Source organism: Cobetia sp. 10Alg 146 (assembly GCF_029846385.1).
GTDB classification, from domain to species: Bacteria; Pseudomonadota; Gammaproteobacteria; order Pseudomonadales; family Halomonadaceae; genus Cobetia; species Cobetia marina.
Genome location: NZ_JARWKT010000002.1, coordinates 141,734 through 165,135, shown reverse-complemented (window position 1 = coordinate 165,135; position 23,402 = coordinate 141,734). Strand labels below are relative to the sequence as shown.

Sequence of the window (23,402 nt, the reverse complement as noted above, 5' to 3'; positions counted from 1 at the left end):
GATCACGCAGGAGCACCTGAGATCATCCCCACCATTGACAACAAGGATCGTCAGCCCATGTCTCCCGTTTCCACTTCCTCCTCTCGTTCGGCGTTGCGTATCCTGCTGTCCCCTGACAGCTACAAGGAAGCGCTGCCTGCGCTGGAGGCTGCCGAGGCAATGGCGAGCGGCATCCGGCGCGTAATGCCCGAGGCCGAGCTCGACCTGTGCCCGTTGGGAGATGGCGGAGAGGGCACCCTGGCGGCACTGTTGGCCGCTGCAAGCGAGGCAGATCCCATCGAGGCGCGCAGCGCTCAGGTACGTGATCCGCTGGGGCGTGAGGTCACTGCGCAATGGGGCTGGCAAGCGGGTAGCCGCACGGCCATCGTCGAGCTCGCCGAGGCCAGTGGTCTGCACCTGCTCAGCCCCGATGAGCGTGATGCGCGCATCGCCAGTACCTACGGCGTCGGACAGCTGGTGCTTGCCGCGCTGGAGGCCGGTGCCGAGCGCTTGATCGTCACGCTGGGCGGCAGCGCGACCAACGATGGCGGCAGCGGCATGTTGCGTGCACTCGGTCTGCGCCTGCTGGATGAGGCGGGTGACGAACTGCCGGACGGAGGCGCGGCGCTGGCACGACTGGCGCGGTTGGATGCCAGTGGCCTGGACCTGCGGCTGGCGACTCTCAAGGTGTCCGCGGCGGTGGACGTCGACAACCCGCTGTGTGGCCCGCGTGGCGCGACGGCCGTGTTCGGGCCCCAGAAGGGCGCGGATGAGGCGGTGGTCAAGGAGCTGGACGTCGCGCTGGGGCGTTTCGCGCGGATGAGTGCCGAGGTGCTGGGGGAGGACCACCAGCAGCTGCCGGGCACTGGTGCCGCAGGCGGCATGGGCTACGCAGTGGCGGCCTGGCTCACGGGGGAGCTGCGCCCGGGCATCGAGCTTGTGATGGAACGACTGAGCGTGGCGCAGCGCCTGGAAGGGTGTGACCTGCTGATCACCGGCGAGGGCGGGCTGGATGGGCAGAGCCTGGGGGGCAAGACGCCCATCGGCGCGGCGCGTGCCGCCCGAGCGGCCGGAGTGCCGGCCATCGTGCTGGCAGGGCGTCTCGCGGATGGCTGGCAGGCTGCGCATGACGAAGGCGTCAGCGCCGTCTTCACCCTGTGTGACGCTGCCATGCCGCTGGAGCAGGCCCTGACGCGCACCGCTGAACTGCTGGCGGACCGCTGTGAAGCCATCATGCGCCTCTGGCAGGTGGCGCACAGCGACTGAATGTCGCCTGCACCGCAACCCCGTTCGCCTTTCGTGTCACGGGCAAGCCCGTTACCATGCACGCAGCAGCTATGGGAAAGATAGCCAGAATGCACTTCCCTCGGGAGGCATCTGGCGCTTGACTGATAGCAGGTGGCACGCGGTGTGCGCCCGATGGTTGAGGGGACCTTGAGATGATGATTTTTCGGCGCATGAAGCGGATCTGCTGGCTGGGGCTGGCCTGGCTGTTCTTCGCGATCGGGTTTGCCGGCATGTTCCTGCCCCTGTTGCCGACGACCGTCTTCATGCTGCTGGCGCTGGCCTGTGCCAGTCGCGGCTCCCCTCGCTTCGCGCGCTACATTCGCGAACACCCCCAGATCGGGCCTCCCCTGATCTCCTGGGAGCGCGAGCGTGCCATCCCGCTGCGTGCACGCATCCTGGCGGTCGGCATGCTGGTGGTCTCGATGCTGATCATTCTCTTCACCGTTTCCGTGATGGCGGTCAAGGTCTCGTTGCTGATCTTCCTTTCCCTGTTGGCCATCTGGCTGGGCACGCGCCCCGAGCCGCGCGGGGGATACGAGGAACTCGCGCCTGCGCCTTCCCCGGCCGAGCCCTTCGATGAGCCCTCCCGACCCGTCAGCGGCGAACGCCTGCAGAACGACTAGTCATTCGCGTGTCCCGCCCCTCCCGTGAGGGGCCATTCATCGCGGGCGCGGTGGCAGGCTGCCATCGCTGCCCGATGTTTTCCTGCCGTGTGGCATCGTCCGCGCGGCGTTGATCGTGGAGTCCTTCATGTCACAACCTGCCGCCATTCATCTTGATGATTATCAAGCGCCGGCCTGGCGCATTCTCAGCACTCGGTTGACGTTCGATCTGGCGCCGTCCGCGACCCGCGTGACGGCCGTGCTGACCCTCGAGGCCAATCCCGATGCCGCCGTGGGCAGTGACGCGACGCCACCGCTGGTGCTCAATGGCGAGCACCTGACGCTGGAATCCGTGCGTGTCGATGGGCGAGCGCTCGCCAGTGATGAATACAAGGTCGACGAGACGCATCTCACCCTCGCGGCGCTGCCGGCCAGCTGTGAGCTCGAGACGGTCGTGCTGATCGACCCGGCGGCCAACACGGCACTGGAAGGGCTCTATGTGTCCTCCGGCATGTTCTGCACCCAGTGCGAGGCCGAGGGCTTCCGCCGTATCACCTATTACCCGGATCGTCCGGACGTGATGTCGGTATTCACGACGACCGTCATCGCGGACAAGGCGAACTATCCGATCCTGCTCTCCAACGGCAATCCCGTCGAGCGTGGCGAGCTGGACGGCGGCCGTCACTTCGTCACCTGGCAGGACCCGCACCTCAAACCGTGCTACCTGTTCGCGCTGGTGGCGGGGGATCTGGTCAAGCATGCCGACAGCTTCACCACCATGAGCGGGCGTGATGTCGCCCTGGAGATCTGGGTCGAGCCGGAGAATCTCGACAAGACCCAGCACGCCATGAACTCTCTCAAGGCCTCCATGAAGTGGGATGAGGAGGTCTATGGGCGCGAGTATGACCTCGATATCTTCATGATCGTCGCGGTCAATGACTTCAACATGGGCGCGATGGAGAACAAGGGTCTCAACATCTTCAACAGCGCCTGTGTGCTGGCCAATCCCGACACCACCACCGACGCCGCCTTCCAGCGCGTCGAAGGGGTGGTGGCACACGAGTACTTCCACAACTGGTCCGGCAATCGCGTCACCTGCCGTGACTGGTTCCAGCTGTCCCTGAAGGAAGGCTTCACCGTCTATCGTGACCAGACCTTCTCCGCCGACATGAATTCGGCGCCGGTCAAGCGCATCGAAGACGTCGCCATGCTGCGCACCGCGCAGTTCGCGGAAGATGCCGGTCCCACCGCGCATCCGGTGCGCCCGGCGTCCTATATCGAGATTTCCAACTTCTACACCCTGACCATCTATGAGAAGGGGTCCGAAGTGGTGCGCATGGTCGCCAACCTGCTGGGCGAAGAGGCCTTCCGCCGCGGCAGTGACCTCTACTTCGCGCGCAACGATGGCAGCGCCGCCACCATCGAGGATTTCATCAGTGCGATGAGCGAAGCCTCCGGGCGAGATTTCACCCAGTTCATGCGCTGGTACTCTCAGGCGGGGACGCCGGAAATCAGCGCCCGCGGCAACTTCGATGCCGAGTCGGGCCGCTATTCCCTGACGCTGCATCAGTCCACCCCGGCGACACCGGGGCAGGCTGAGAAGCTGCCGCTGGTGATCCCGGTACGCATGGGCCTGGTGGGTGCGGATGGCAGTGATCTGGCGCTCACGCTCGACGGCGAGGCGCTGGGCACGGAAACGGTGCTGGAGCTGACCGAGGCCGAGCAGACCTTCGTCTTCACTGGCCTCGAGGCCGGTGCCGACCCCGTGCCGTCGCTGCTGCGCGGCTTCTCGGCGCCGGTCAAGCTGTCCTTCGCCTACAGCCGTGAGCAGCTGGCCTTCCTGATGCAGCATGACAGCGATGGCTTCAACCGCTGGGATGCCGGTCAGCGTCTGGCGCTGGCAGCGCTCGAGGATCTGATGGCCGCCTGGCAGCAGGGCGACACCCAGGCATCACTCGATGCGCGTATGCTGGCCGCCTATCGCTTCCTGCTCCAGAGCGAGCCGTCCGATCGTGCCGTGCTGGCCGAGATGCTGACCCTGCCGTCGGAGGCCTATATCGCCGAGCAGCAGACTGTCGTCGATGTCGATGCCATCCACTGGGCGCGCAAGACCGCCAAGGCGCAACTGGCCACGGCACTGCGCGATGATTTCGTCGCGCTCTATCACGCCAATGAGCAGCAGGGCGACTACGCGCCGACCTTCGAGCAGATGGCGCGCCGCAGCCTCAAGAATGCCGCGCTCAGCTATCTGATGAGTATCGAGGACGAGGAGGGCGTGCGTCTGGCCCAGGCTCAGCTGGCCGCGGCGCACAACATGACCGACGTACGCGCGGCATTGACGTTGCTGGTGCACTCCTCGCGCACCGAGTTGGGCGATCCGGCCCTCAAGGCCTTCGCCGAGCGCTGGTCACATGATCCGCTGGTGATGGATCAGTGGTTCTCGATCCAGGTCACGCGTCCGCAGGCTGACGTGCTGGATCGCGTGCGCTTCTTGATGGAGCATCCGGCGTTCTCGCTGACCAACCCCAACAAGGTGCGCGCCTTGATCGGTGCCTTCGCCGGCCAGAACCGCGTCAACTTCCATCGCCTCGATGGCGAAGGCTATCGCCTGCTGGCGGATGTGGTCATCGAACTCAATCGCCTGAATCCGGAAATCGCGGCGCGCATCATCACGCCGCTGACGCGCTACAAGCGTTTCGATGCCAAGCGTCAGGCGCTGATGAAGGCTGAGCTCGAGCGTATCCGGGCCGAGAAGCTGTCGCGCAATCTCTACGAGGTCGTGGAGAAGGCGCTGGCCTGATCCGCCGGATCACGTCCTCGCCCCGTCAGTTCGACTGACATGAAAAACCCCCACCCGTCTGTGACGGGTGGGGGTTTTTCGTGGTGCTTGCGAACCAGGCCTTGAAGAGAGGCGTCAGTCGCGCACGTTCAGCTCTCGGTCAGTGACAGCAGGATCTTCTTGTAGCTGTCAAAGCGCACGCGGCCTATCTCGCCGCTGTCGACCGCCTGAAGCAGGGCGCAGCCCGGCTCCTTCTCGTGCTTGCAGTCACGGAAGCGGCATAGCCCCAGGTAGTCGTGGAATTCACGGAAGCCATCGGTGACCTGCTCCGGCGTCAGGTGCACCAGGCCGAATTCACGGATACCGGGTGAGTCGATCAGATCACCGCCGTCCGGCATGTGATAGAGCCAGGCCGTGGTGGTGGTGTGCATGCCCTGGCGTGATTCGGTGGAGAGCGGGCCGACACGTATCTCTTCTCGGGGCAGCAGCATGCCGACCAGTGACGACTTGCCGACGCCACTCTGACCGACGAACACCGAGGTGCGATCGCTCAGCTGTGCCTTCAGGGCGTCCAGGCCTGCCTCGCCGCGCGTGGTACAGGCGACGACGTCGTAGCCGAGTGCCTCGTAGCGTGCCAGCAGGTCACGCAGCACACCACCGCTCTCGGGCAGGAGGTCAACCTTGTTGAGCACCAGCACCGGCGTGATGCCGGTGGCTTCCGCGGCGATCAGGTAGCGGTCGATCAGATTGGGTTGTGGCGCGGGTTCGGCGGCGAACACGATCATGATCTGGTCGATGTTGGCGGCCACCGGCTTGAGCACCCCCCGCATGTCCGGGCGTTCAAGCTCGGTAGTGCGGGCACCGCGTGCCACCACCACACCCGTGGCATCGCTGGCTTCACGCCAGATCACGCGGTCACCGGTGACCAGCGTTTCCAGGTTGGCGCGCAGGTGGCAGCGATGCAGGCTGCCGGATTCACTTTCGACTTCCAGGCTGCGCCCGTAGTGGGCAATGACACGGCCGTGCTGTTCCGGGCCGTATTCGCCGGCGTCGAGCTTGTCGCGGTCCTGCGTCTCGCGCTTTTCGGCGCGCTTGGTACGCTCGGCCTGGACCTTCTCGATGCGCCATTGTTGCTGGCGGCTTAGCTTGCGTTTGCTCATGCTTGGCTGGTGACTCCGGTCGCCGTTCGTTCGCCAGGGATGGGAGCGTCTTCCCCCCTCTGCGGCGCGATTGTACCCTTTGCGCCCTCGGGTGTCGTGCGACACCCCGGGATGGCGTGTGATACTGCCGTCACAGGCGGATCCTCAGCGTCTTCCCATTCCCCGTTCAGCAAGGAGTGACCCATGGCAAATCCCACCGCGCAGGCCGATCGACTCATCTGGATCGACCTGGAAATGACCGGGCTGGACCCCGCGCGTGAGCGCATCATCGAGGTGGCCACGCTGGTCACCGACGGAGATCTCAACCTGATTGCCGAAGGGCCGGTGCTGGCCGTGCATCAGCCGGACAGCCTGCTGGAGGCGATGGATGAATGGAACACGCGCACCCACGGCGAATCCGGACTGGTGACGCGCGTCAAGGAAAGTCAGATCGATACCGCCGAAGCCGAACGTCAGACTCTCGAGTTCCTGGCCCGCCACGTGGCGGCAGGCGCCTCGCCGATGTGCGGCAACAGCGTGCATCAGGACCGCCGTTTCCTGCAGCATGAGATGCCGTTGCTGGAAGCGTTCTTCCATTACCGCAACATCGATGTCTCGACCCTCAAGGAACTCGCCAAGCGCTGGAATCCGGCCGCGCTGGACGGTTTCAAGAAGCGCGCGACTCACCAGGCGATGGATGATATCCGCGAGTCACTGGCGGAGCTTGCGCATTACCGCAAGACCTTCCTCAAGCTGACCCAGCAGGGCATCGTCTGAACGACGCAGCGTGAGAGTCTCAGAGCGCGGTGGCCAGACGGGCGCCGCGCTTGATGGCTTGCTCCTTCAGTGCCCAGCGCACGTGCTCGCGCAGTGGCTCGCTGGGATAGGGCAGGCGGGCACGCAGGACATGCTCGACCTGCTCCGACCAGGGCGCATTGCCCAGTCCGATGGCGATGTTGGAGAGCCACTTCTCATAGCCGATACGCCGGATGGGGCTGCCTTGCGTCTTGTCGAGGAACTCCTGCTCCCCCCAGCAGAACAGCCGGATCAACTCGATGCGATCCAGATCATGGCGTGGCGAGAAATCCGCCTCCTGGGTCGCCTTGGCAAAGCGCGTGAAGGGACAGAACAGCTGGCAGTCGTCGCAGCCATAGATGCGGTTGCCCATGGCACGGCGGAAATCTTCGGGGATGGCGCCATCCAGCTCGATGGTCAGGTAGGAGATGCAGCGGCGTGCATCGACGACCTTGTCCTCGACGATGGCATCCGTCGGGCAGGCGACCTTGCAGGCGTTGCAGCTGCCACAGTGCTCCTTCTCGAAGGGGGCATCCACCGGCAGAGGCAGGTCGGTGTAGAGTTCGCCCAGGAAGAACAGGCAGCCAGCCTGCTGGTTCATCAGCATGGCGTTCTTGCCGAACCAGCCGATACCGGCCTTCTGGGCCAGCGCGCGCTCCATGACCGGAGCGGAGTCGACGAAGGCGCGGTAGCCGAACGTGCCGACTTCCTTCTCTATCTGCTTGGCCAGGTTGGCCAGCCGCTTGCGCATCAGCTTGTGGTAATCGCGTCCCAGCGCGTAGCGTGAGACGTAGGCGCGCTCGGGCTGGCTGAGTACCTGGGTGGTCTCGACCTCGGGCGGCAGGTAGTCGAGGCGCACGCTGATGACGCGCAGCGTGCCGGGCACCAGCTCCTCCGGGCGCGTGCGTCTGGTGCCGTGCTTGGCCATGAAGTTCATCTCGCCGTGATGACCATTGGCCAGCCAACGTTCCAGGTAGGCCTCGTGTTCCGAGAGGTCGACATCGGTGATCCCGACCTGCTGAAACCCCAGTTCGCGCCCCCATGTCTTGATGCGGGCTGCCAGTTCCGCCATGGCCTGAGGGTCGGCGACGCGCGAGTCATGACCGGATGTCTCGTCGGGAGAGCTTGCGGCTGCGTCGGCGGGCAGGGACATGGTGGCGGATGAAGCAGGCATGGGCATTCCAGCTGGACAGGATGTTCAGGAGCATGGTGCACGCTGGCGTCTCACGGCGAGGAGTCGGCGGTGCGTGCGAAAGGGCGCCACCTTAGCGTAACTTGCCGATCAGCCCAAGCGGCATGTGAGGTGTGCGCTACCCAGTATTTCAGGGCGTGCGGCGTCGCTTTTCCAGGGCGCGGGCACGACTCAGTTTATCAGACATGGAGTGTGGGCATGGCCGTGAGCGATTCCTCTAACCCCTGCGATGTGACGCCGGTCTCATCCGCCACTCAAGCCTTGTGGCGTTCGGTCAATTGCCTGTGGCCCATCGCGGCGCTGCGTGACCTCGAGCATTGGCTGCTGGCGGAAGAGACCGTCTCGATGACCAACGGCTTGCCTGAAGCGTCGGTGGACAAGCGTCTGATGGGGCGGGCGGCGCAGTCAGCCTTCGACCTGCTGCGGCAGCGATGGCCCGAGACGCGCAGATTGTGTGTCCTGTGTGGTGGCGGCAACAATGCGGGCGACGGCTATCTGGTGGCGCGTCTTGCCCAGCTGGCGGGGTTCGAGGTGCGCATCATCGCTTTGAAGGATGAGGCGCAATTGACGGGCGATGCCCAGCTGGCCGCGATTGCCGCGCGGGAAGCCGGGGTCGAGCGTCACCCCTGGCCACAAGATACCGCCACGGCAGAATCATTGGTGAAGGGCTGGCCATTGCTGCTGGACGCCCTGACCGGTATCGGTCTGCGCGAGGCGCCCCGCGGCGCGGTCGCCCACGCCATCGAGCTGATCAACCAACGTCACCGGGAGGGCGCGCATGTCATGGCGCTGGATGTGCCCTCGGGGCTTGATGCCGCCACGGGGGCGGTGGCCGGTGTCGCCGTGGAGGCGGATGTCACGCTGACATTTCTGGTCGACAAGCCGGGTCTGCACACCGGGCGCGCCGAGCTGCATGCCGGACACGTCAGTCTGGCGCGGCTTGGTGCGGCTCGGGTGCTGCCGGAGGTGGTCAAGCAGACCCGAACGGCAGCGCTGCTGGCGTGCGAGTCCGTGCAGCGCCTCACGCCGCGCTGGCTGGAGACCGAGCTGGTGCCGCGCTCTCCGCTGGCGCACAAGGGGGATGCCGGCAGCGTGCTGGTCTTTGGCGGCGGGCCGGGGCTTGGCGGTTCCGTTCTGCTGGCCAGTGAAGCCGCCGCGCGTGCCGGTGCCGGCAAGGTGGCGCTGCTTACCGCGCCGGCGCATGTCAGCGCCAGCCTGACACGCTGCCCGGAAGTCATGGTGCGTGGTCTCAAGAGCGGGCCGGAGGGCAGCAGTCATGACGGGTTTGCCGTACTGGAAGCCCAGATGGCACAGGCCAGCGTGACACTGGTCGGCCCCGGCATGGGGACGGAGCCGCTGGAGAGCCTGTTGTGGGGCTGGGGAGGACTGTCTCGCGTGCTCGCGGCCGACCAGCCGCTGGTGGTGGATGCCGACGCCCTGAGCCTGCTGGCCTGGCGAGCCGGTGAAGGTGAGGTGATCCGACGCGACGATTGGGTGTTGACGCCGCATCCCGGAGAGGCGGCGCGCCTGCTGGGCTGCTCGGTGGCACAGGTCGAGCAGGACCGGCCCAGCGCCGTGCGCGCCCTGCAGCAAAGATATGGCGGCAGTGTAGTGCTCAAGGGGGCCGGCAGTCTGATTGCCAGTCCCGCCGGCGTACTGGAAGGGCCAGACGTGGCGCTGTGTCCCTATGGCAATCCCGGCATGGCCAGTGGCGGCATGGGGGACGTGCTGGGCGGCATCATCGCGGGGCTGGCGGCCCAGGCGCTCAATGGTGGCTTCGATGCACGCCAGTCACGCACCCATGAGCAGGGCACGGCACAGGCGGCGCATGTCACGCGTTGCATGGCGCAGGCGGCACGGGTCGGCGTGCTGGTGCACGCCCTGGCCGCCGACCGTGCGGTGCAGGAGCGCGGCGAGCGTGGCCTGCTCGCGGGTGATCTGGCATCCTATATGCATTTATTGCTCAATCCACGGGCCCGAAATGCGCATACTCCTGTCTGATGAAAATGCCCAGGTTGCCTTTGGCAGCCAGCTGGGCGACGTCCTTGCCGGCCGCGGGCTGGTGTTCCTGGAAGGTGAGCTGGGGGCCGGCAAGACGACTCTCACGCGTGGCGTGCTGCGTGCCTACGGGCATGAGGGGGCGGTGAAGAGTCCGACCTATACCCTGGTGGAGCCCTATGTGCTGCCACGTCCCGAGGGGGGCGAATGGCACATCAATCATTTCGATCTCTACCGGCTGGCTGACCCGGAGGAGCTTGAGTTCATCGGCGGGCGAGACCTGCTTGCCGATGACAGCCTGGCGCTGATCGAGTGGCCAAGCTGTGGTCAGGGCTTCCTGCCGGTGCCGGACCTGCGCGTGACGTTGTCCGTCGCCGAGCAGGGCCGCGAGGCCGAGTTGCATGCCCTCACACCGCGAGGAGAGGGTTGGCTTGAGGCACTGGCCGAGCGACGCGCCTCTCAGGCATGATGGCGCCTGACGTGCCGTATCATCTTCGTGGCTGCGTCTGGTCATCCTTCGCTATATTCATCCATGTTCCTTCTGTTCGAGTCACCCTTTCCGATGCCTGAAACTGCGCCCCAATCCTCTCGCCTGCGCATGATGCGCGGTCTACGTCGCTGCCTGGCGGGGGGGGTGATGTGCTCGCTGGCAAGTCTCGCGCTCGCTCCCCAGGCGCTGGCCGCCAAGGTCGAGAATCTGCGGCTGTGGACCGCGCCGGACCACACGCGGCTGGTGTTCGATCTCGATAGCGCAGCCAGTGCCAACATCTTCAGCCTCGACAATCCTCGGCGTCTGGTGATCGACCTCGCGGCAAGCGAGGTGGCCAGCAACGCGGTGAAGCGCAAGCTCGATGCGCTGGATCTGGAAGGCAGTGCCATCAAGGCGATCCGTACCGGACGACAGGACGATGCCCTGCGGGTCGTGCTGGATCTGACGCGCCAGGTCAATCCCAAGGACTTCACGCTGGCGCCGAACGACAAGTACGGCAACCGTCTGGTGGTGGATCTCGAGTTCCCGGGCGAGTCCGCGGTCGAGAATCCCATTGACCCGATCGAAGCCCGTATCCGCGAGCAGGAGCAGGCGGCAGCCAAGCGCAAGCTGAAGGGCGAGCCTGCCGCGCCGCTGCCGAGCAGCAAGGCGGCGACGCATCCCAAGCGCGATATCATCATCGCCATTGACCCCGGTCACGGCGGTGAGGACCCGGGCGCCAGCGGCCCGAGCGGTACCAAGGAGAAGGATGTGGTGCTCAAGATCGGCAAGCGCCTCAAGCGCATGTTCGACGAGCAGCCCGGCTTCAAGGCCATCCTGACCCGCAACAGCGATTACTACATCCCGCTGCGCAAGCGGACCGAGATCGCGCGTGAGCAGAAGGCAGACTTCTTCGTCTCGGTGCACGCCGACGCCTTCAACAGTCCGCGGCCGCATGGCAGCTCGGTCTTTGCGCTTTCCAGCCGAGGCGCCACCTCAGAGACCGCCCGCTGGCTGGCGGCCACCGAGAACCGTGCTGACCTGATCGGCGGCGTGGATGGCAACCTCAGCCTGAATGACAAGGATGAGATGCTGCGCGGCGTGCTGCTGGATCTGACCATGACCGCCACGCTCAATGATTCATTGGCGGCAGGCAGCGGCGTGCTGGCCAATCTGGGCCGCATCAACTCGCTGCACAAGCGTCAGGTGGAGCAGGCCGGGTTCGTGGTGCTCAAGTCGCCGGACATCCCGTCTCTGCTGGTGGAAACGGGCTTCATCTCCAATCCCCAGGAAGAGCGCAACCTCAACAGTGGCGCCTATCAGGAAAAGCTGGCGCGCTCGATCTTCTCGGGTATCCAGAGTCACTTCGAGCGCAATCCGCCGCCTGCCAGTCTGCTGGCATGGCGACGCAGCCAGGCACGAGGCGGCAACGGTGGCGAGTATCGCGTCAAGAGTGGCGATACGCTGTCGGAAGTCGCACAGCGTCACAACGTGAGCATGGCCGCGCTGAAGCAGGCCAATGGCATGAGCGGGGACACGGTCCGCGTCGGTCAGGTGCTCAAGATTCCACGCGGCTGAGTGTCAGGCCGCCTGCTCCTTCGATGTGGCGGCAGGCGGGCGTGGCAGCCCGAGCACGCTATCCATCGGGCATGAAGCCCGTCGACTGTCCGCTGACTCGGCTCTTGCGTGCTCGCCGCACGGAGAGGCCGGGTCGGCGGGCAGTGTCGTTTTCAGAGAGACGCCCTCTACGCATGCATAATCAGGAGTTCTTCCATGTCCGTCGAGCCATCTGATACGGATGTCGCTGAAACACGTGAGCGGCGTATCCGCATTCTCAATCCGCGTCTTGCCAACCAGATCGCGGCGGGCGAGGTGGTGGAGCGACCGGCCTCCGTGGTCAAGGAACTGGTCGAGAACGCCATCGATGCCGGCAGTACGCGCATCGAACTGGAACTGGAAGGCGGCGGTGCGCGGCTGATTCGCGTGCGTGACAACGGCTGCGGCATCACCGAGGAGGATCTGCCGCTGGCCCTGTCACGTCACGCGACCAGCAAGATCGAGAGCCTTGATGACCTGGAAGGTGTGGCGAGTCTCGGCTTTCGGGGGGAGGCATTGGCCTCGATCAGCTCGGTTTCGCGCCTGGAGCTGTTCTCGAACGTATCGGATGAGCCCGCCAATGGCTGGCGGGTGGTGGCGGAAGGCCGTGAGATGTCGCCGCGCGTCTCGCCGGCGCCCCATCCGCGTGGCACCAGCGTGGCCGTGCGTGACCTGTTCTTCAATACGCCGGCGCGTCGCAAGTTCATGCGTACCGAGAAGACCGAATTCGGCCATGTCGAGGAAAGCTTCCGGCGTCTCGCGCTGTCGCGTCACGACATCGGCTGGACGTTGCGCCACAACCAGAAGGTGGTGCATCAGCTGCGTGCCGGCGAGGACACGCTGACGGTGGAGCGACGGATCGGCGCACTGCTGGGTCGCAACTTCCTCGAGCATGCGCTGCATCTGGATATCGAGGCCTCCGGCTTGCGTCTCTCCGGCTGGGTCGGCTTGCCGACGCATTCGCGTGCCCAGGCGGACCAGCAGTATTTCTTCGTCAATGGCCGCGTGGTGCGTGACCGTCTGGTCGCGCATGCCGTGCGTCAGGCCTATCGCGACGTGCTGTTCCACGGCCGGCATCCGGTGTTCGTGCTCTATCTGGAGCTGGACCCCACGGTGGTGGATGTCAACGTTCACCCCACCAAGCACGAAGTGCGCTTCCGCGACGGACGCCTGGTGCACGACTTCCTGTTCTCCAGCCTGCACAAGGCACTGGCCGAGGTGCGCCCCGGTGACAACAGCGCCGCGCCCACCGGTATCGAGGGCCAGGAGAAGGAGGAGGATCCCGGCTGGCAGCAGCAGGGCATGCGTCTCGGGCGTCAGGAGCAGGATGCGCAGGAGCATGGTGCGTCAGCGCAGTCATCCCCTGGTGGTGGTGCGTCGGCCGGGAAGGATCAGTCAGCCGCTGCAGGTGAGCCGTCAGGCGCTGCCGCGCCCTGGAAGCCATCGTCACAGCTGCCGCCGGCCGGAGATGGCCGCTCCAGCGAGCGCCTGAGTGCTGAGCGGGTGCGTCAGTTCATGGCCGGCTATCGTGCGTTGCATCCCAGCGAAGACCATCTGCTGACGCCGGGTGGCGGGCCTGCGGGCACGACGCCTGAGCATGGCGCTGCTCGCGACCCTGCCGCCATCGCCAGTGCCGAGCGCGAGGCGCGGCGCGCCCCGCGTGTCACCCTGGGCGAAGGGATGCGCCAAGGTGAGGATGACGCACCGGCCGGTATCAGCGAATCTGCCGCCGGTTGGCAGGTCTCGGCACCGTCAGCGGAGCCATTGTCGGGAGTCCCGGCAGAGAATGTGTCCGCTGACGGACCCACGCCTGTCGCCTCTGACATCGTGATGCGTGGCCTGCCAGCCCAGAGCGCCGAGGATGATACGCCACCGCTGGGCTACGCCATCGCGCAGCTGCACGGGGTCTACATCCTGTCACAGACCTCGCGTGGACTGGTGATGGTCGACATGCACGCCGCCCATGAGCGCATCACCTACGAGCGCATGAAGCGCCATGTGCATGGCGGCGGTCATCTGGAGGCCCAGCCGCTGCTGGTGCCGGTGTCGCTTGCCGTCAGTTCGCGCGAGATGGGGACCTTCGAGCGCGAATCCGAGGCATTCACGCGTCTGGGTGTCGAGCTGGACGCCGCCGGACCGGAAACCCTGCTGGTGCGACAGGTGCCGGTGGTGCTCGGCAATGCCGATGTCGAGCCACTGGTGCGCGGCATGCTGGAGGATCTCGAGCGTTACGGCCGCAGCGATCGCATGGAAGCTCACATGAATGAGCTGCTCGCGGACATGGCCTGTCGGGGCAGCGTGCGGGCCAATCGTCGCCTGACGGTTCCCGAGATGAATGCCCTGCTGCGAGACATGGAGCGCACCGAGCGCTCCGGTCAGTGCAATCATGGCCGTCCTACCTGGACCGAACTTTCCATGAATGAACTCGACAAGCTGTTCCTGCGTGGGCAGTAAGCCTGCCCGGCAACGGCAGTGGTTCACCCTTGATTCACCTCCTAGCCCAGACAATAGGTCATGACCCAGACGCAATCCCCCGATATTTCCCCCCGTGCCGCGCCTGAGCTGGCTGACAAACCGCCCGTCATGCTGTTGATGGGGCCGACAGCCTCCGGCAAGACGGACCTGGCCATCCGCTGGCACGAGGAGCAGGGGGCGGAGCTGGTGAGCGTCGATTCCGCGCTGATCTATCGTGGCATGGACATCGGGACCGCCAAGCCCAGCGCCGAAGAGCTGGCGCGGGCGCCGCACCGGTTGATTGACTTCCTGGACCCGCTGGAGAGCTATTCGGCAGCGGAGTTTCGTCGCGATGCACTGGCGCATATCGCCGAGATCCAGTCCCGCGGCAAGATGCCGCTGCTGGTCGGTGGCACCATGATGTACTTCAAGCGGCTGCTGGAAGGTGTGGCGGAGCTGCCGGCGGCGGATCCCGCGCTGCGTGAACAGCTGGAGGCACGCGCCCGAGACGAAGGGCTGCCGGCGCTGCATGCGCAGCTTGCCAGGCTGGATCCGGCGAGCGCCGAGAGGATCCGGCCCTCGGACCCGCAGCGTCTGACACGTGCGCTGGAAGTCTGTCTGTTGAGCGGGCGCTCGATGACGGAGCTGCTCGCGGAGCAGCCGGAAGCCGAGCTTCCGTTCCGGCCGATCCCGATCGCACTGGCGCCCCATGACAGAGCCGTGTTACATGAACGTATCGAGACGCGTTTTGACCAGATGCTGGAACAGGGCCTGATTGGCGAGGTCGAAGCGCTGAAGGCTCGCCCGGAGCTGCACCCCGGGCTGCCCTCGATACGCTGTGTCGGCTATCGTCAGGTGTGGGATTATCTGGAGGGGCATCTGACGCGTGACGAGATGCGTGAGCGTGGCATCATTGCCACCCGCCAGCTCGCCAAGCGTCAATTGACCTGGCTGCGTAGCTGGAAGGGGATTCACCACGTGGATTCCATGGGTGTAAATCCTTACAGTGAAACCTTGAAAATCGTGCGCCAGACCAGCACTTAGCGTAACATGAGCTGTCACGACCCGCGCCCGTGAAGCCCCCCAAAGAGGGCAACCCGGAGCGCTGGCGAACATAACCATACTTGCCTCGAACGAGACATTTTTTACGGAGAGTCACATGTCCAAAGGTCAATCACTCCAGGACCCGTACCTGAACATCCTGCGCAAGGAACGTATTCCGGTCTCGATCTTCCTGGTCAACGGCATCAAGCTGCAGGGCCAGATCGAATCCTTCGATCAATTCGTCATCCTGCTGCGCAATACCGTCTCCCAGATGGTTTACAAGCACGCTATCTCAACCGTGGTGCCCTCGCGCAATGTGCGCCTGCCGGCCCAGGATGCGACCGTGCCCTCCACAGAAAGCTGAAATCCGAGGCGCTGATTGTTCTTCGAACGACCCGAAGCCGGTGAAACGGCCGTCCTGGTCCATGTCAATTTCCGGGACGAAAAAGAACGCGAGGATGCCGGTGAGCTCCTCGAACTCGTACGTTCGGCAGGCGCCGTGCCGGCCACCCTCATCGAGGGTAGCCGGCCCCGCCCTGACTCCCGTACGTTCATCGGAGAAGGCAAGCTTGAGGAAGTGCGTGAGGCCCTGGCCGAGCACCAAGCCGAGCTTGTGATCTTCAACCATTCATTGAGCCCTTCCCAGCAGCGCAACCTTGAAGGTTCGCTCCAGTGTCGCGTGATCGACCGCACCGGTCTGATCCTCGACATCTTTGCCCAGCGCGCGCGTACCCACGAGGGCAAGCTGCAGGTGGAGCTCGCTCAGCTCGAGTACATGTCCACCCGCCTGGTGCGGGGCTGGACCCACCTTGAGCGTCAGAAGGGCGGTATCGGTCTGCGTGGCCCGGGGGAAACCCAGCTCGAGACCGACCGTCGTCTGCTGCGTGCCCGGATCAAGTCGATCCACAAGCGGCTCGAGAAGGTGCACAAGCAGCGCGATCAGAACCGCCGTGCTCGGGCACGTGCCGAGATCCCCAGCCTGTCACTGGTCGGCTATACCAACGCCGGCAAGTCGACGCTGTTCAATGCGCTGACCACCTCTGAGGTCTATGCGGCGGATCAGCTGTTCGCCACGCTCGACCCGACGCTGCGCCGTCTGGAGCTGGAAGACGTGGGCCCTGCGGTGCTTGCGGATACCGTCGGCTTCATTCGGCACCTGCCGCACAAGCTGGTGGAAGCGTTCCAGGCCACCCTGCAGGAAGCCGCCGAGGCGGACCTGCTGGTGCACGTCATCGATGCGGCTGACCCGGAAAATGATCGCAATACCGAGCAGGTCAACGAGGTGCTCAACGAGATTGAGGCCGGTGACGTGCCACGCCTGCTGGTCATGAACAAGGTCGATCGCCTCGACATGGCGCCGCGCATCGAGCGCGACGGCTTCGGGCGTCCGCTGGTCGTATGGTTGTCGGCGCGTGACGGCAAGGGGCTGGATCTGCTGATGCAGGCCTTCTCCGAGCTGCTGTCAGACAATGTCATCTCGACCCGTCTGACGCTGGGGCCGGAGAAGTCACGCCTGCGTGCCGGTCTGCATGAGCTGGATGCCGTCAAGAGTGAAGCGTATGACGAGCAGGGCAATGCGTTGATGGACATTCGTCTCGAGAAGCGCGACTTTCTCCAGCTGTTGTCGCATCTTGGGGAATCTCCCGAGGCCTACCTCGGGGGCGAGCATGACGATCGTGAGGCCTGGCAGCGTGAGCTGTCTGCCGAGCGCGCCGAGAAGCATCGCCTCTCGGTGACGCACAAGTCCTGACGCAGTGATTGCGTCATCTGGCATCTGCAGGTACCTGATGCAGATGCCCTTGCACGGTTAGTGACGTGCAGCGAGCAACAGGCATTCGACGTGAAGGGATTGTCGGATGCCGCCTGGCAGAGGATGGTTGTCAGGCAGGGCCATGGCCTTCTCCCGCAAGGGGCGCGCCGCCGTGTCATAGCAAAGAACCGGTCATCAATTGCCGGGGACGATTCCCGGCAACGAAAGCCGGCATGGGCGGCGTCATCATAATGACGAGCGGAACATCGACTGAGTGGAGACGACGTATGGCTTGGAATGAGCCGGGTGGCGGCAACCAGCATGACCCCTGGAGTGGCGGTGGCCGCAACGGGGACAAGAAAGGGGGTGGAGGCAACGGCGGTGGCAACGGTGGACCGCCCGACCTCGACGAAGCGCTGAAGAAGTTCCAGGACAAGCTCAACGGCATGCTGGGCAACGGCCGCAAGCGTCGTGGCGGCAGCGGGGGCGGCAACGGCGGCAGTGGTGGCAGCACCAATGCCTTTGCCCTGCCGGGCATCATCGGGGTGGTGCTGGTCGCCATCTGGGCGGCTTCCGGCTTCTATCTGGTCGATCAGTCCGAACGTGGCGTGGTGCTTCGCTTCGGCAAGTACAACGACATCGTCGGCCCGGGTCTGCACTGGAATCCGCCGATCATCGATGACGTGCGCGAGATCAACGTCACCAAGGTGCGCTCGCTCTCCCAGACCAAGTCGATGCTGACGCAGGACGAGAACATCGTCGAAGTGCAGATGTCCGTCCAGTATCAGGTATCCAACCCGCGTGACTTCCTGCTCAACGTGCGTGCTCCCGAGGTCAGCCTCGAGAACGCCATGGATTCTGCATTGCGTCACGAAGTCGGCAGCGCCGACATGAACGACATCCTGACCTCCGGGCGTGAACTGCTGGCCAGCAACGTCAAGTCGCGTCTGCAGTCCTACCTGGACAACTATGGCGTGGGTCTGACATTGCAGACCATCAACGTCGAGTCCACGTCGGCGCCGGCAGCGGTCCAGGATTCCTTCGATGACGTCATCAAGGCTCGTGAGGATCGTCAGCGCACGATCAACCAGGCATTGGCCTACGAGAACTCGATTCTCCCGGCGGCTCAAGGTCAGGCGCAGCGCATCATCGAGGAAGCCGAAGGGTACAAGGAGTCGGTGGTGGCCAAGTCCCAGGGTGAGGCCAATCGCTTCACTTCCCTGCTGACCGAGTACCAGAAGGCACCGGAGATCATCCGCGAGCGCATGTACCTCGAGACCATGGGGGAAGTGCTCGGCAAGACCAACAAGGTGCTGGTGGATGTCGAGAACGGCAACTCCCTCATGTACCTGCCGTTGGACAAGCTGGCTGGCAAGTCCAATGCCACGTCCGAGGATGCCAGTGGCATGAGTCGCAGTGAGTTGGATCGCGTGTCCCGACAGGCGAGCGACGCTCTCGGCCGCAGCAGCCAGAGCAGCAATGACAGCAGCAACAGCATTCGTCGGGAGGGTCGTCAATGATCAACAATCGCTCACTGATGGCCGTGGCGGGTCTGGCCGTCGTTGCCTGGTTCGCCAGCAACAGCCTCTACACGATCGATGAGACCCAGCGCGCCATCAAGCTCAAGTTTGGTGAGGTGGTGGAAGACAACATCCAGCCGGGCCTGCATTTCAAGTTGCCGGTCTACAACACGATTCGTACCTTCGATACGCGCGTGTTGACACTGGATGCCCAGGCGAGCCGTTATCTGACCCGCGAGAAGAAGGCGGTCATCGTCGACTCCTTCGTCAAGTGGAAGATCATCGACCCGAAGCGCTACTACGAGGCGACGTCCGGTGATGAGCAGATGGCAGAGCGTCTGATCGCGCCGCGTGTCGACGAGAGTCTGCGTAACGAGTTCGGCAAGCTCGAGCTGGTGCAGATCATCTCCGAACAGCGTGATGCGCTGATGAAGAAGCCCACCGAAGAGCTCGACGCGGTGATGCGCAAGGAGCTGGGGGTGTCGATTCTCGATATCCGCGTCAAGCGCATCGACCTGCCGGACGAAGTCTCTCAGGCGGTCTATGAGCGCATGAAGACCGAGCGTCAGCGTGAGGCACGTGAATATCGTGCCCAGGGTCAGGAGCAGGCCGAGAAGATCCAGGCCAATGCGGACCGCCGTCGTTCGGTACTGCTTGCACAGGCTGAAGAGCAGGCGCAGACCCTGCGTGGTGAGGGGGACGCATCAGCGGCCGCCATCTACGCTGCGGCCTACGGGGCGGATCTGGAGTTCTTCCGCTTCTATCGCTCGCTGCAGGCCTATCGCGACAGCTTCAAGGGTGATGGCAACATGATGGTCATCCAGCCGGATAGCGAATTCTTCCGCTTCTTCAAGGATTCGCAGGGCGGCTCTCAGTAACGGCTGACCGTCCGCATCGTCATCAGGCGAACAGATGACGATGCCGCGGATGAACCCCGCACGAAGTCTCGTGTGGGGTTCATCCCGAAAGGATTCATGCTAGACTCCTGCAACCGGGCACCGCCCGGTTTTTTTGTGGCCGTTTTTCCTCTATCGACGACGTTCCCACGAAGTCCCGATGGGCCCCGGACAGGCGCTGTCAGCGTGGCAGTCCTTGCTCGCGAAGCCGCCTCAAGGCGCGGTTCGAGCCTGTCTCACGCCGTGTTTCAAGGGCGTTGCCGTCGAGTGTCCAGCGTGTTGCGCGGGTGTTTCGTCACTGAGTTGCAGCGGCATGTCCCTGCACTGACGGCACGCGCGATACGCGCCACTCCTTGTCAAAAATTTCTCGCAGGATAGCGCAATGACCATCGCAGATCGCTGGCTCCTCCCGGATGGCATGGATGAGGTACTGCCGCCTCAGGCAACCCGTATGGAGGCGCTGCGCCGCGCGCTGCTCGACCTCTATCATCGCTTCGGCTATGACCTGGTGCTGCCGCCTCCCGTCGAATTCCTTGATTCCCTGCTGACCGGCACCGGTACCGAGCTTGACCTTCAGACCTTCAAGCTGACAGATCAGATGACCGGGCGCATGATGGGAGCCAGTGCCGATGTCACCCCGCAGGTGGCACGCATGGATGCCCACTCCCTGCATCGTGAAGGGCCGGTGCGTCTGTGCTACTGCGCCAACGTGCTGCGTACCAAGGCGGACAAGCATCAGGGCGGACGCAGCCCGGTGCAGGTCGGTGCCGAGCTGTTCGGTCATGCTGGCCTTGAGGCCGACCACGAGATCCTGCACCTGGCACTGACCAGCCTCGAGCAGGCCGGTGCTGGCGAGCTGCACCTGGCGCTGGGGCACATCGGCATCTATCGTGCCTTGATCGCCGAAGCCGGCATGAGCGACGAGCACGAGCGCGAGCTGTTCGCCGCCATCGAACGCAAGCAGTATTCCGCTCTCGATGCATTGATCGATCGCGTGGTGGGTGACAAGGTGGTGGCTGGCATGCTCAAGACCCTGCCGCACCTGCACGGGGATGAAGAGATTCTTGCCCAGGCCCGGACCGCCTTTGCCGGCGCGCCCGCTGCCGTCGCCGGCGCACTGGATCAGCTTGCCGCCCTCAGCCAGGTCGTGCGTGAGCGTCACCCGCAGGTCACGTTGTACTTCGATCTCGCCGAACTGCGCGGTTATGAATATCACACCGGCATGGTGTTCGCGGCCTATGTGCCGGGCTACGGTCAGGCGCTGGCCAAGGGCGGGCGCTACGACGATACTGGGCGTGCCTTCGGACGTGCGCGTCCGGCCACCGGCTTCTCGATGGACCTGAAGCAGCTGGCGTCGCTCGCCGTGCAGCCTCCGGCCTGCGATGGCATCTGGGCACCGGCGCTCAATGACAGCGCGCTGCGAGAGTGTGTCGATCAGCTGCGCGCCGACGGCGAGCGTGTCATCGCCGCGCTGCCGGGCCAGACCACCGGTGCCGATGCGCACCGTTGCAACCGCGAGCTTGTCCAGGTCGATGGCGCCTGGCAGGTCGTGACGTTGCAGTCGTGATCCGCTGACGGCCATGCGTGCCAGCCAGCAGAACAGCAGGGGCCACCAGGTCCCGAGGTGCAGCTGCCCTTGAGGTGGCTGCACTTGTGAGTGGGTTTTCACCGACGGTTATTCACCGAAAGAGACTAGGAATCATGGGCAAGAATGTAGTCGTGCTCGGCACCCAATGGGGTGATGAAGGCAAGGGCAAGGTCGTTGACCTGCTGACCGAATCCGCCAGCGCCGTCGTGCGCTTCCAGGGTGGCCACAACGCCGGCCATACACTGGTGCTGGATGGCAAGAAGACCGTTCTTCACCTGATCCCGTCCGGTATCCTGCACCCGGGCAAGACCTGCGTCATCGGCAATGGCGTCGTGCTGTCTCCGGAAGCGCTGATCAAGGAGATCCGCGAGCTGGAAGCCAACGACGTGCCGGTACGTGACCGTCTGCGTCTGTCGCCGGCTTGCCCGCTGATCCTGTCCTATCACGTGCGCCTGGATCAGGCGCGCGAGAAGGCGCGTGGTGTCGCCAAGATCGGCACCACGGGTCGTGGCATCGGGCCGGCCTACGAAGACAAGGTCGCGCGTCGTGGACTGCGTCTGGGTGACATGCTCCACCGTGAGCGTTTCGCCTCCAAGCTGGGCGAAGTGCTGGATTACCACAACTTCGTGCTGCAGCACTATCACGGTGAAGCGCCGGTCGACTTCCAGCAGGTGCTGGACGAAGCCATGGAAATGGCCGAAGAGCTGCGCCCGATGGTCTGCGACACCGTGGATCTGGTCCACTCCGTGCGCAAGGCCAACGAGAACATCCTCTTCGAGGGTGCTCAGGGCTCACTGCTCGACATCGACCACGGTACCTACCCGTACGTCACCAGCTCCAACACCACTGCCGGCGGCACCGCCACCGGTTCCGGTGTCGGCCCGCTGTATCTCGACTACGTGCTGGGCATCACCAAGGCCTACACCACCCGTGTCGGTTCCGGCCCGTTCCCGACCGAGCTGTTCGATGAGTTCGGCCGTCATCTGGCCGAGCGTGGCCACGAATTCGGTGCCACCACCGGTCGTGCGCGTCGTTGTGGCTGGTTCGATGCCGTCGCCCTGCGTCACGCCGTGCAGATCAACTCGGTCAGCGGCATCTGCCTGACCAAGCTGGACGTGCTGGATGGTCTCGAGAACATCCGGGTCTGCATCGGCTATCGCAGCAAGGATGGCGACGTGCTGGACAACCCGGTGGATTCCGAAGGCTATGAAGCCATCGAGCCGCTCTACCAGGACCTGCCGGGCTGGAGCGACTCCACCATCGGCGTGCGTGAAGTCGAGAAGCTGCCGGCCAATGCCCGTGCCTACATCAGCTTCCTGGAAGAGCAGGTCGGCGTGCCGATCGACATCATCTCCACCGGCCCGGATCGCAACGAGACCATCGTGCTGCGCAATCCGTTCCACGACTGATCATGACCACGTCGCTCTCCTGAGCGGCGCGTGATGTCGAGATGATGCAAGACCAAGACACCCCGTCGGGATTTCCCGGCGGGGTGTCTTGCGTTCCAAGGCTGGCAGCAGAAGGGCTTGTACAGTCTTGAGAGTGGCAGGGTGGGGTGGTCAGTAGGAATTTTAAATGGGAATGATTGTTATTTTTGTTGTGATCGGCGGCTATCTTGTCGGCAAACTGGTTGCCCAGGCCGCAATTTGGCGTTTTCGCTGAGTGCTTGGCTTCACATCGTTCTGATACAGGACTAAAATGGTCCCCAATTGATAACCCCGCAGTGGAGGCAAGATGCTGAAGCTTTCCAGAATGACCGATTATGCCGCCGTGGTGATGGCGCGCATCGCTCGCGAGCCGGAGTCGGCCCATGCAGCGATCGATCTCGCGGAAAGCGTTCAGTTGCCGCATCCCACCGTCAGCAAGACCTTGAAGGCGCTGGTACGCGCCGGATTGCTGGAGTCACGTCGTGGGGCGCAGGGGGGCTACCGTCTGGCGCGACCCGCCAGTGACATCACGGCCAGTGACATCATCAGCGCCATCGAAGGTCCAGTGGCCGTCACGGAATGCAGCCACGCCGATGGCGATTGCGAGTTGGTCAACACCTGTGGCGTGGCCGACAACTGGCAGAGAGTCTCGCGCGCCATCGGTGAACTGCTGGGCAGCGTGACGCTGGCACATCTGGCATCCACCGCACCGCTGCGGATGCCGATCCAGTTGCCCATTCAGGCCGTCAGTCTCTACAGCGATGAAGAGGCTGACGGGGGAGCCCCTGACAAGGACAGCAGTGCAGGAAGCGTCGTCAACGGCATGTCCGGGCGCTGAATGCTCAGCCCCACGGTAGCGGGCCAGGCTTCAGAAACATTCGAATATT

At 64.3% G+C, this 23,402-nt stretch carries 18 protein-coding genes; 16 read left to right on the top strand and 2 right to left on the bottom strand.

The window, feature by feature from the left end:
• Positions 1–93 precede the first annotated feature (93 nt).
• The 3 genes from QD172_RS03685 to pepN all read left to right on the top strand — a co-directional run bounded on the left by QD172_RS03685 (position 94) and on the right by pepN (position 4,668).
• A complete protein-coding gene (locus tag QD172_RS03685; protein WP_279855235.1) occupies positions 94–1,245 on the top strand; it encodes a glycerate kinase in 1,152 nt (383 codons plus the stop codon).
• A gap of 173 nt (positions 1,246–1,418) precedes the next feature.
• Positions 1,419–1,889: a YbaN family protein gene (locus QD172_RS03680; protein ID WP_240704164.1), complete on the top strand. Its 471-nt coding sequence runs from the start codon at positions 1,419–1,421 to the stop codon at positions 1,887–1,889.
• Between the two features lie 127 nt (positions 1,890–2,016).
• On the top strand, positions 2,017–4,668 hold the full coding sequence (gene pepN, locus QD172_RS03675; protein WP_279855036.1) for an aminopeptidase N: 2,652 nt from the start codon (positions 2,017–2,019) through the stop codon (positions 4,666–4,668).
• A 128-nt stretch (positions 4,669–4,796) separates the two neighbouring features.
• Here pepN and rsgA read toward each other — a convergent pair whose 3' ends face one another.
• Positions 4,797–5,807: a small ribosomal subunit biogenesis GTPase RsgA gene (gene rsgA, locus QD172_RS03670; protein ID WP_077372474.1), complete on the bottom strand. Its 1,011-nt coding sequence runs from the start codon at positions 5,805–5,807 to the stop codon at positions 4,797–4,799.
• Positions 5,808–5,990: 183 nt separating this feature from the next.
• Here rsgA and orn point away from each other — a divergent pair, with 183 nt between their 5' ends.
• A complete protein-coding gene (orn, locus tag QD172_RS03665) occupies positions 5,991–6,563 on the top strand; it encodes an oligoribonuclease (protein WP_084209058.1) in 573 nt (190 codons plus the stop codon).
• A 19-nt stretch (positions 6,564–6,582) separates the two neighbouring features.
• Here orn and queG read toward each other — a convergent pair whose 3' ends face one another.
• A complete protein-coding gene (gene queG / locus QD172_RS03660) occupies positions 6,583–7,653 on the bottom strand; it encodes a tRNA epoxyqueuosine(34) reductase QueG (protein WP_279855234.1) in 1,071 nt (356 codons plus the stop codon).
• Between the two features lie 324 nt (positions 7,654–7,977).
• Between queG and QD172_RS03655 the strand changes: the two genes are divergently transcribed.
• From QD172_RS03655 to QD172_RS03600, 12 genes are all read left to right on the top strand, one after another.
• Positions 7,978–9,774 carry an NAD(P)H-hydrate dehydratase gene (locus tag QD172_RS03655; protein ID WP_279855035.1) on the top strand — a complete coding sequence of 599 codons (1,797 nt, stop codon included), beginning with the start codon at positions 7,978–7,980 and terminating at the stop codon, positions 9,772–9,774.
• Positions 9,755–10,240, top strand: coding sequence for a tRNA (adenosine(37)-N6)-threonylcarbamoyltransferase complex ATPase subunit type 1 TsaE (tsaE, locus tag QD172_RS03650; protein ID WP_136938177.1), 486 nt, complete (start codon positions 9,755–9,757; stop codon positions 10,238–10,240). Before QD172_RS03655 ends, tsaE begins: the two co-directional genes overlap by 20 nt.
• 168 nt (positions 10,241–10,408) lie before the next feature.
• Positions 10,409–11,818, top strand: coding sequence for an N-acetylmuramoyl-L-alanine amidase (locus QD172_RS03645; RefSeq protein WP_084209056.1), 1,410 nt, complete (start codon positions 10,409–10,411; stop codon positions 11,816–11,818).
• Between the two features lie 195 nt (positions 11,819–12,013).
• A complete protein-coding gene (mutL, locus tag QD172_RS03640) occupies positions 12,014–14,290 on the top strand; it encodes a DNA mismatch repair endonuclease MutL (RefSeq protein ID WP_279855034.1) in 2,277 nt (758 codons plus the stop codon).
• Between the two features lie 108 nt (positions 14,291–14,398).
• Entirely contained in the window at positions 14,399–15,334 is a 936-nt protein-coding gene (gene miaA, locus QD172_RS03635) for a tRNA (adenosine(37)-N6)-dimethylallyltransferase MiaA (RefSeq protein ID WP_077372492.1), read from the top strand.
• A 115-nt stretch (positions 15,335–15,449) separates the two neighbouring features.
• Entirely contained in the window at positions 15,450–15,698 is a 249-nt protein-coding gene (gene hfq, locus QD172_RS03630) for an RNA chaperone Hfq (RefSeq protein WP_065392483.1), read from the top strand.
• Between the two features lie 15 nt (positions 15,699–15,713).
• Positions 15,714–17,084: a ribosome rescue GTPase HflX gene (hflX, locus tag QD172_RS03625; RefSeq protein ID WP_065392482.1), complete on the top strand. Its 1,371-nt coding sequence runs from the start codon at positions 15,714–15,716 to the stop codon at positions 17,082–17,084.
• Positions 17,085–17,371: 287 nt separating this feature from the next.
• Entirely contained in the window at positions 17,372–18,604 is a 1,233-nt protein-coding gene (hflK, locus tag QD172_RS03620) for an FtsH protease activity modulator HflK (protein WP_077372495.1), read from the top strand.
• The gene (gene hflC / locus QD172_RS03615) at positions 18,601–19,482 is read left to right on the top strand and encodes a protease modulator HflC (protein WP_077372498.1); all 882 of its coding nucleotides are present in this window, start codon (positions 18,601–18,603) and stop codon (positions 19,480–19,482) included. Before hflK ends, hflC begins: the two co-directional genes overlap by 4 nt.
• Before the next feature lie 400 nt (positions 19,483–19,882).
• Positions 19,883–21,067, top strand: a complete 1,185-nt coding sequence (locus tag QD172_RS03610) for an ATP phosphoribosyltransferase regulatory subunit (protein ID WP_077372501.1) — start codon at positions 19,883–19,885, stop codon at positions 21,065–21,067.
• 134 nt (positions 21,068–21,201) lie between these two features.
• Entirely contained in the window at positions 21,202–22,497 is a 1,296-nt protein-coding gene (locus QD172_RS03605; RefSeq protein WP_077372504.1) for an adenylosuccinate synthase, read from the top strand.
• Between the two features lie 325 nt (positions 22,498–22,822).
• The gene (locus tag QD172_RS03600; protein WP_084209053.1) at positions 22,823–23,353 is read left to right on the top strand and encodes an SUF system Fe-S cluster assembly regulator; all 531 of its coding nucleotides are present in this window, start codon (positions 22,823–22,825) and stop codon (positions 23,351–23,353) included.
• Positions 23,354–23,402: the final 49 nt, after the last annotated feature.

Coding starts and splice junctions, on each gene's coding strand:
- QD172_RS03610 (WP_077372501.1), top strand. CDS start 19,883: ATGACCATCGCAGATCGCTGGCTCCTCCCGGATGGCATGGATGAGGTA.
- hflC (WP_077372498.1), top strand. CDS start 18,601: ATGATCAACAATCGCTCACTGATGGCCGTGGCGGGTCTGGCCGTCGTT.
- orn (WP_084209058.1), top strand. CDS start 5,991: ATGGCAAATCCCACCGCGCAGGCCGATCGACTCATCTGGATCGACCTG.
- QD172_RS03680 (WP_240704164.1), top strand. CDS start 1,419: ATGATGATTTTTCGGCGCATGAAGCGGATCTGCTGGCTGGGGCTGGCC.
- hflK (WP_077372495.1), top strand. CDS start 17,372: ATGGCTTGGAATGAGCCGGGTGGCGGCAACCAGCATGACCCCTGGAGT.
- mutL (WP_279855034.1), top strand. CDS start 12,014: ATGTCCGTCGAGCCATCTGATACGGATGTCGCTGAAACACGTGAGCGG.
- QD172_RS03600 (WP_084209053.1), top strand. CDS start 22,823: ATGCTGAAGCTTTCCAGAATGACCGATTATGCCGCCGTGGTGATGGCG.
- queG (WP_279855234.1), bottom strand. CDS start 7,653: ATGGCGGAACTGGCAGCCCGCATCAAGACATGGGGGCGCGAACTGGGG.
- QD172_RS03645 (WP_084209056.1), top strand. CDS start 10,409: ATGTGCTCGCTGGCAAGTCTCGCGCTCGCTCCCCAGGCGCTGGCCGCC.
- rsgA (WP_077372474.1), bottom strand. CDS start 5,807: ATGAGCAAACGCAAGCTAAGCCGCCAGCAACAATGGCGCATCGAGAAG.
- QD172_RS03605 (WP_077372504.1), top strand. CDS start 21,202: ATGGGCAAGAATGTAGTCGTGCTCGGCACCCAATGGGGTGATGAAGGC.
- hfq (WP_065392483.1), top strand. CDS start 15,450: ATGTCCAAAGGTCAATCACTCCAGGACCCGTACCTGAACATCCTGCGC.
- tsaE (WP_136938177.1), top strand. CDS start 9,755: ATGCGCATACTCCTGTCTGATGAAAATGCCCAGGTTGCCTTTGGCAGC.
- pepN (WP_279855036.1), top strand. CDS start 2,017: ATGTCACAACCTGCCGCCATTCATCTTGATGATTATCAAGCGCCGGCC.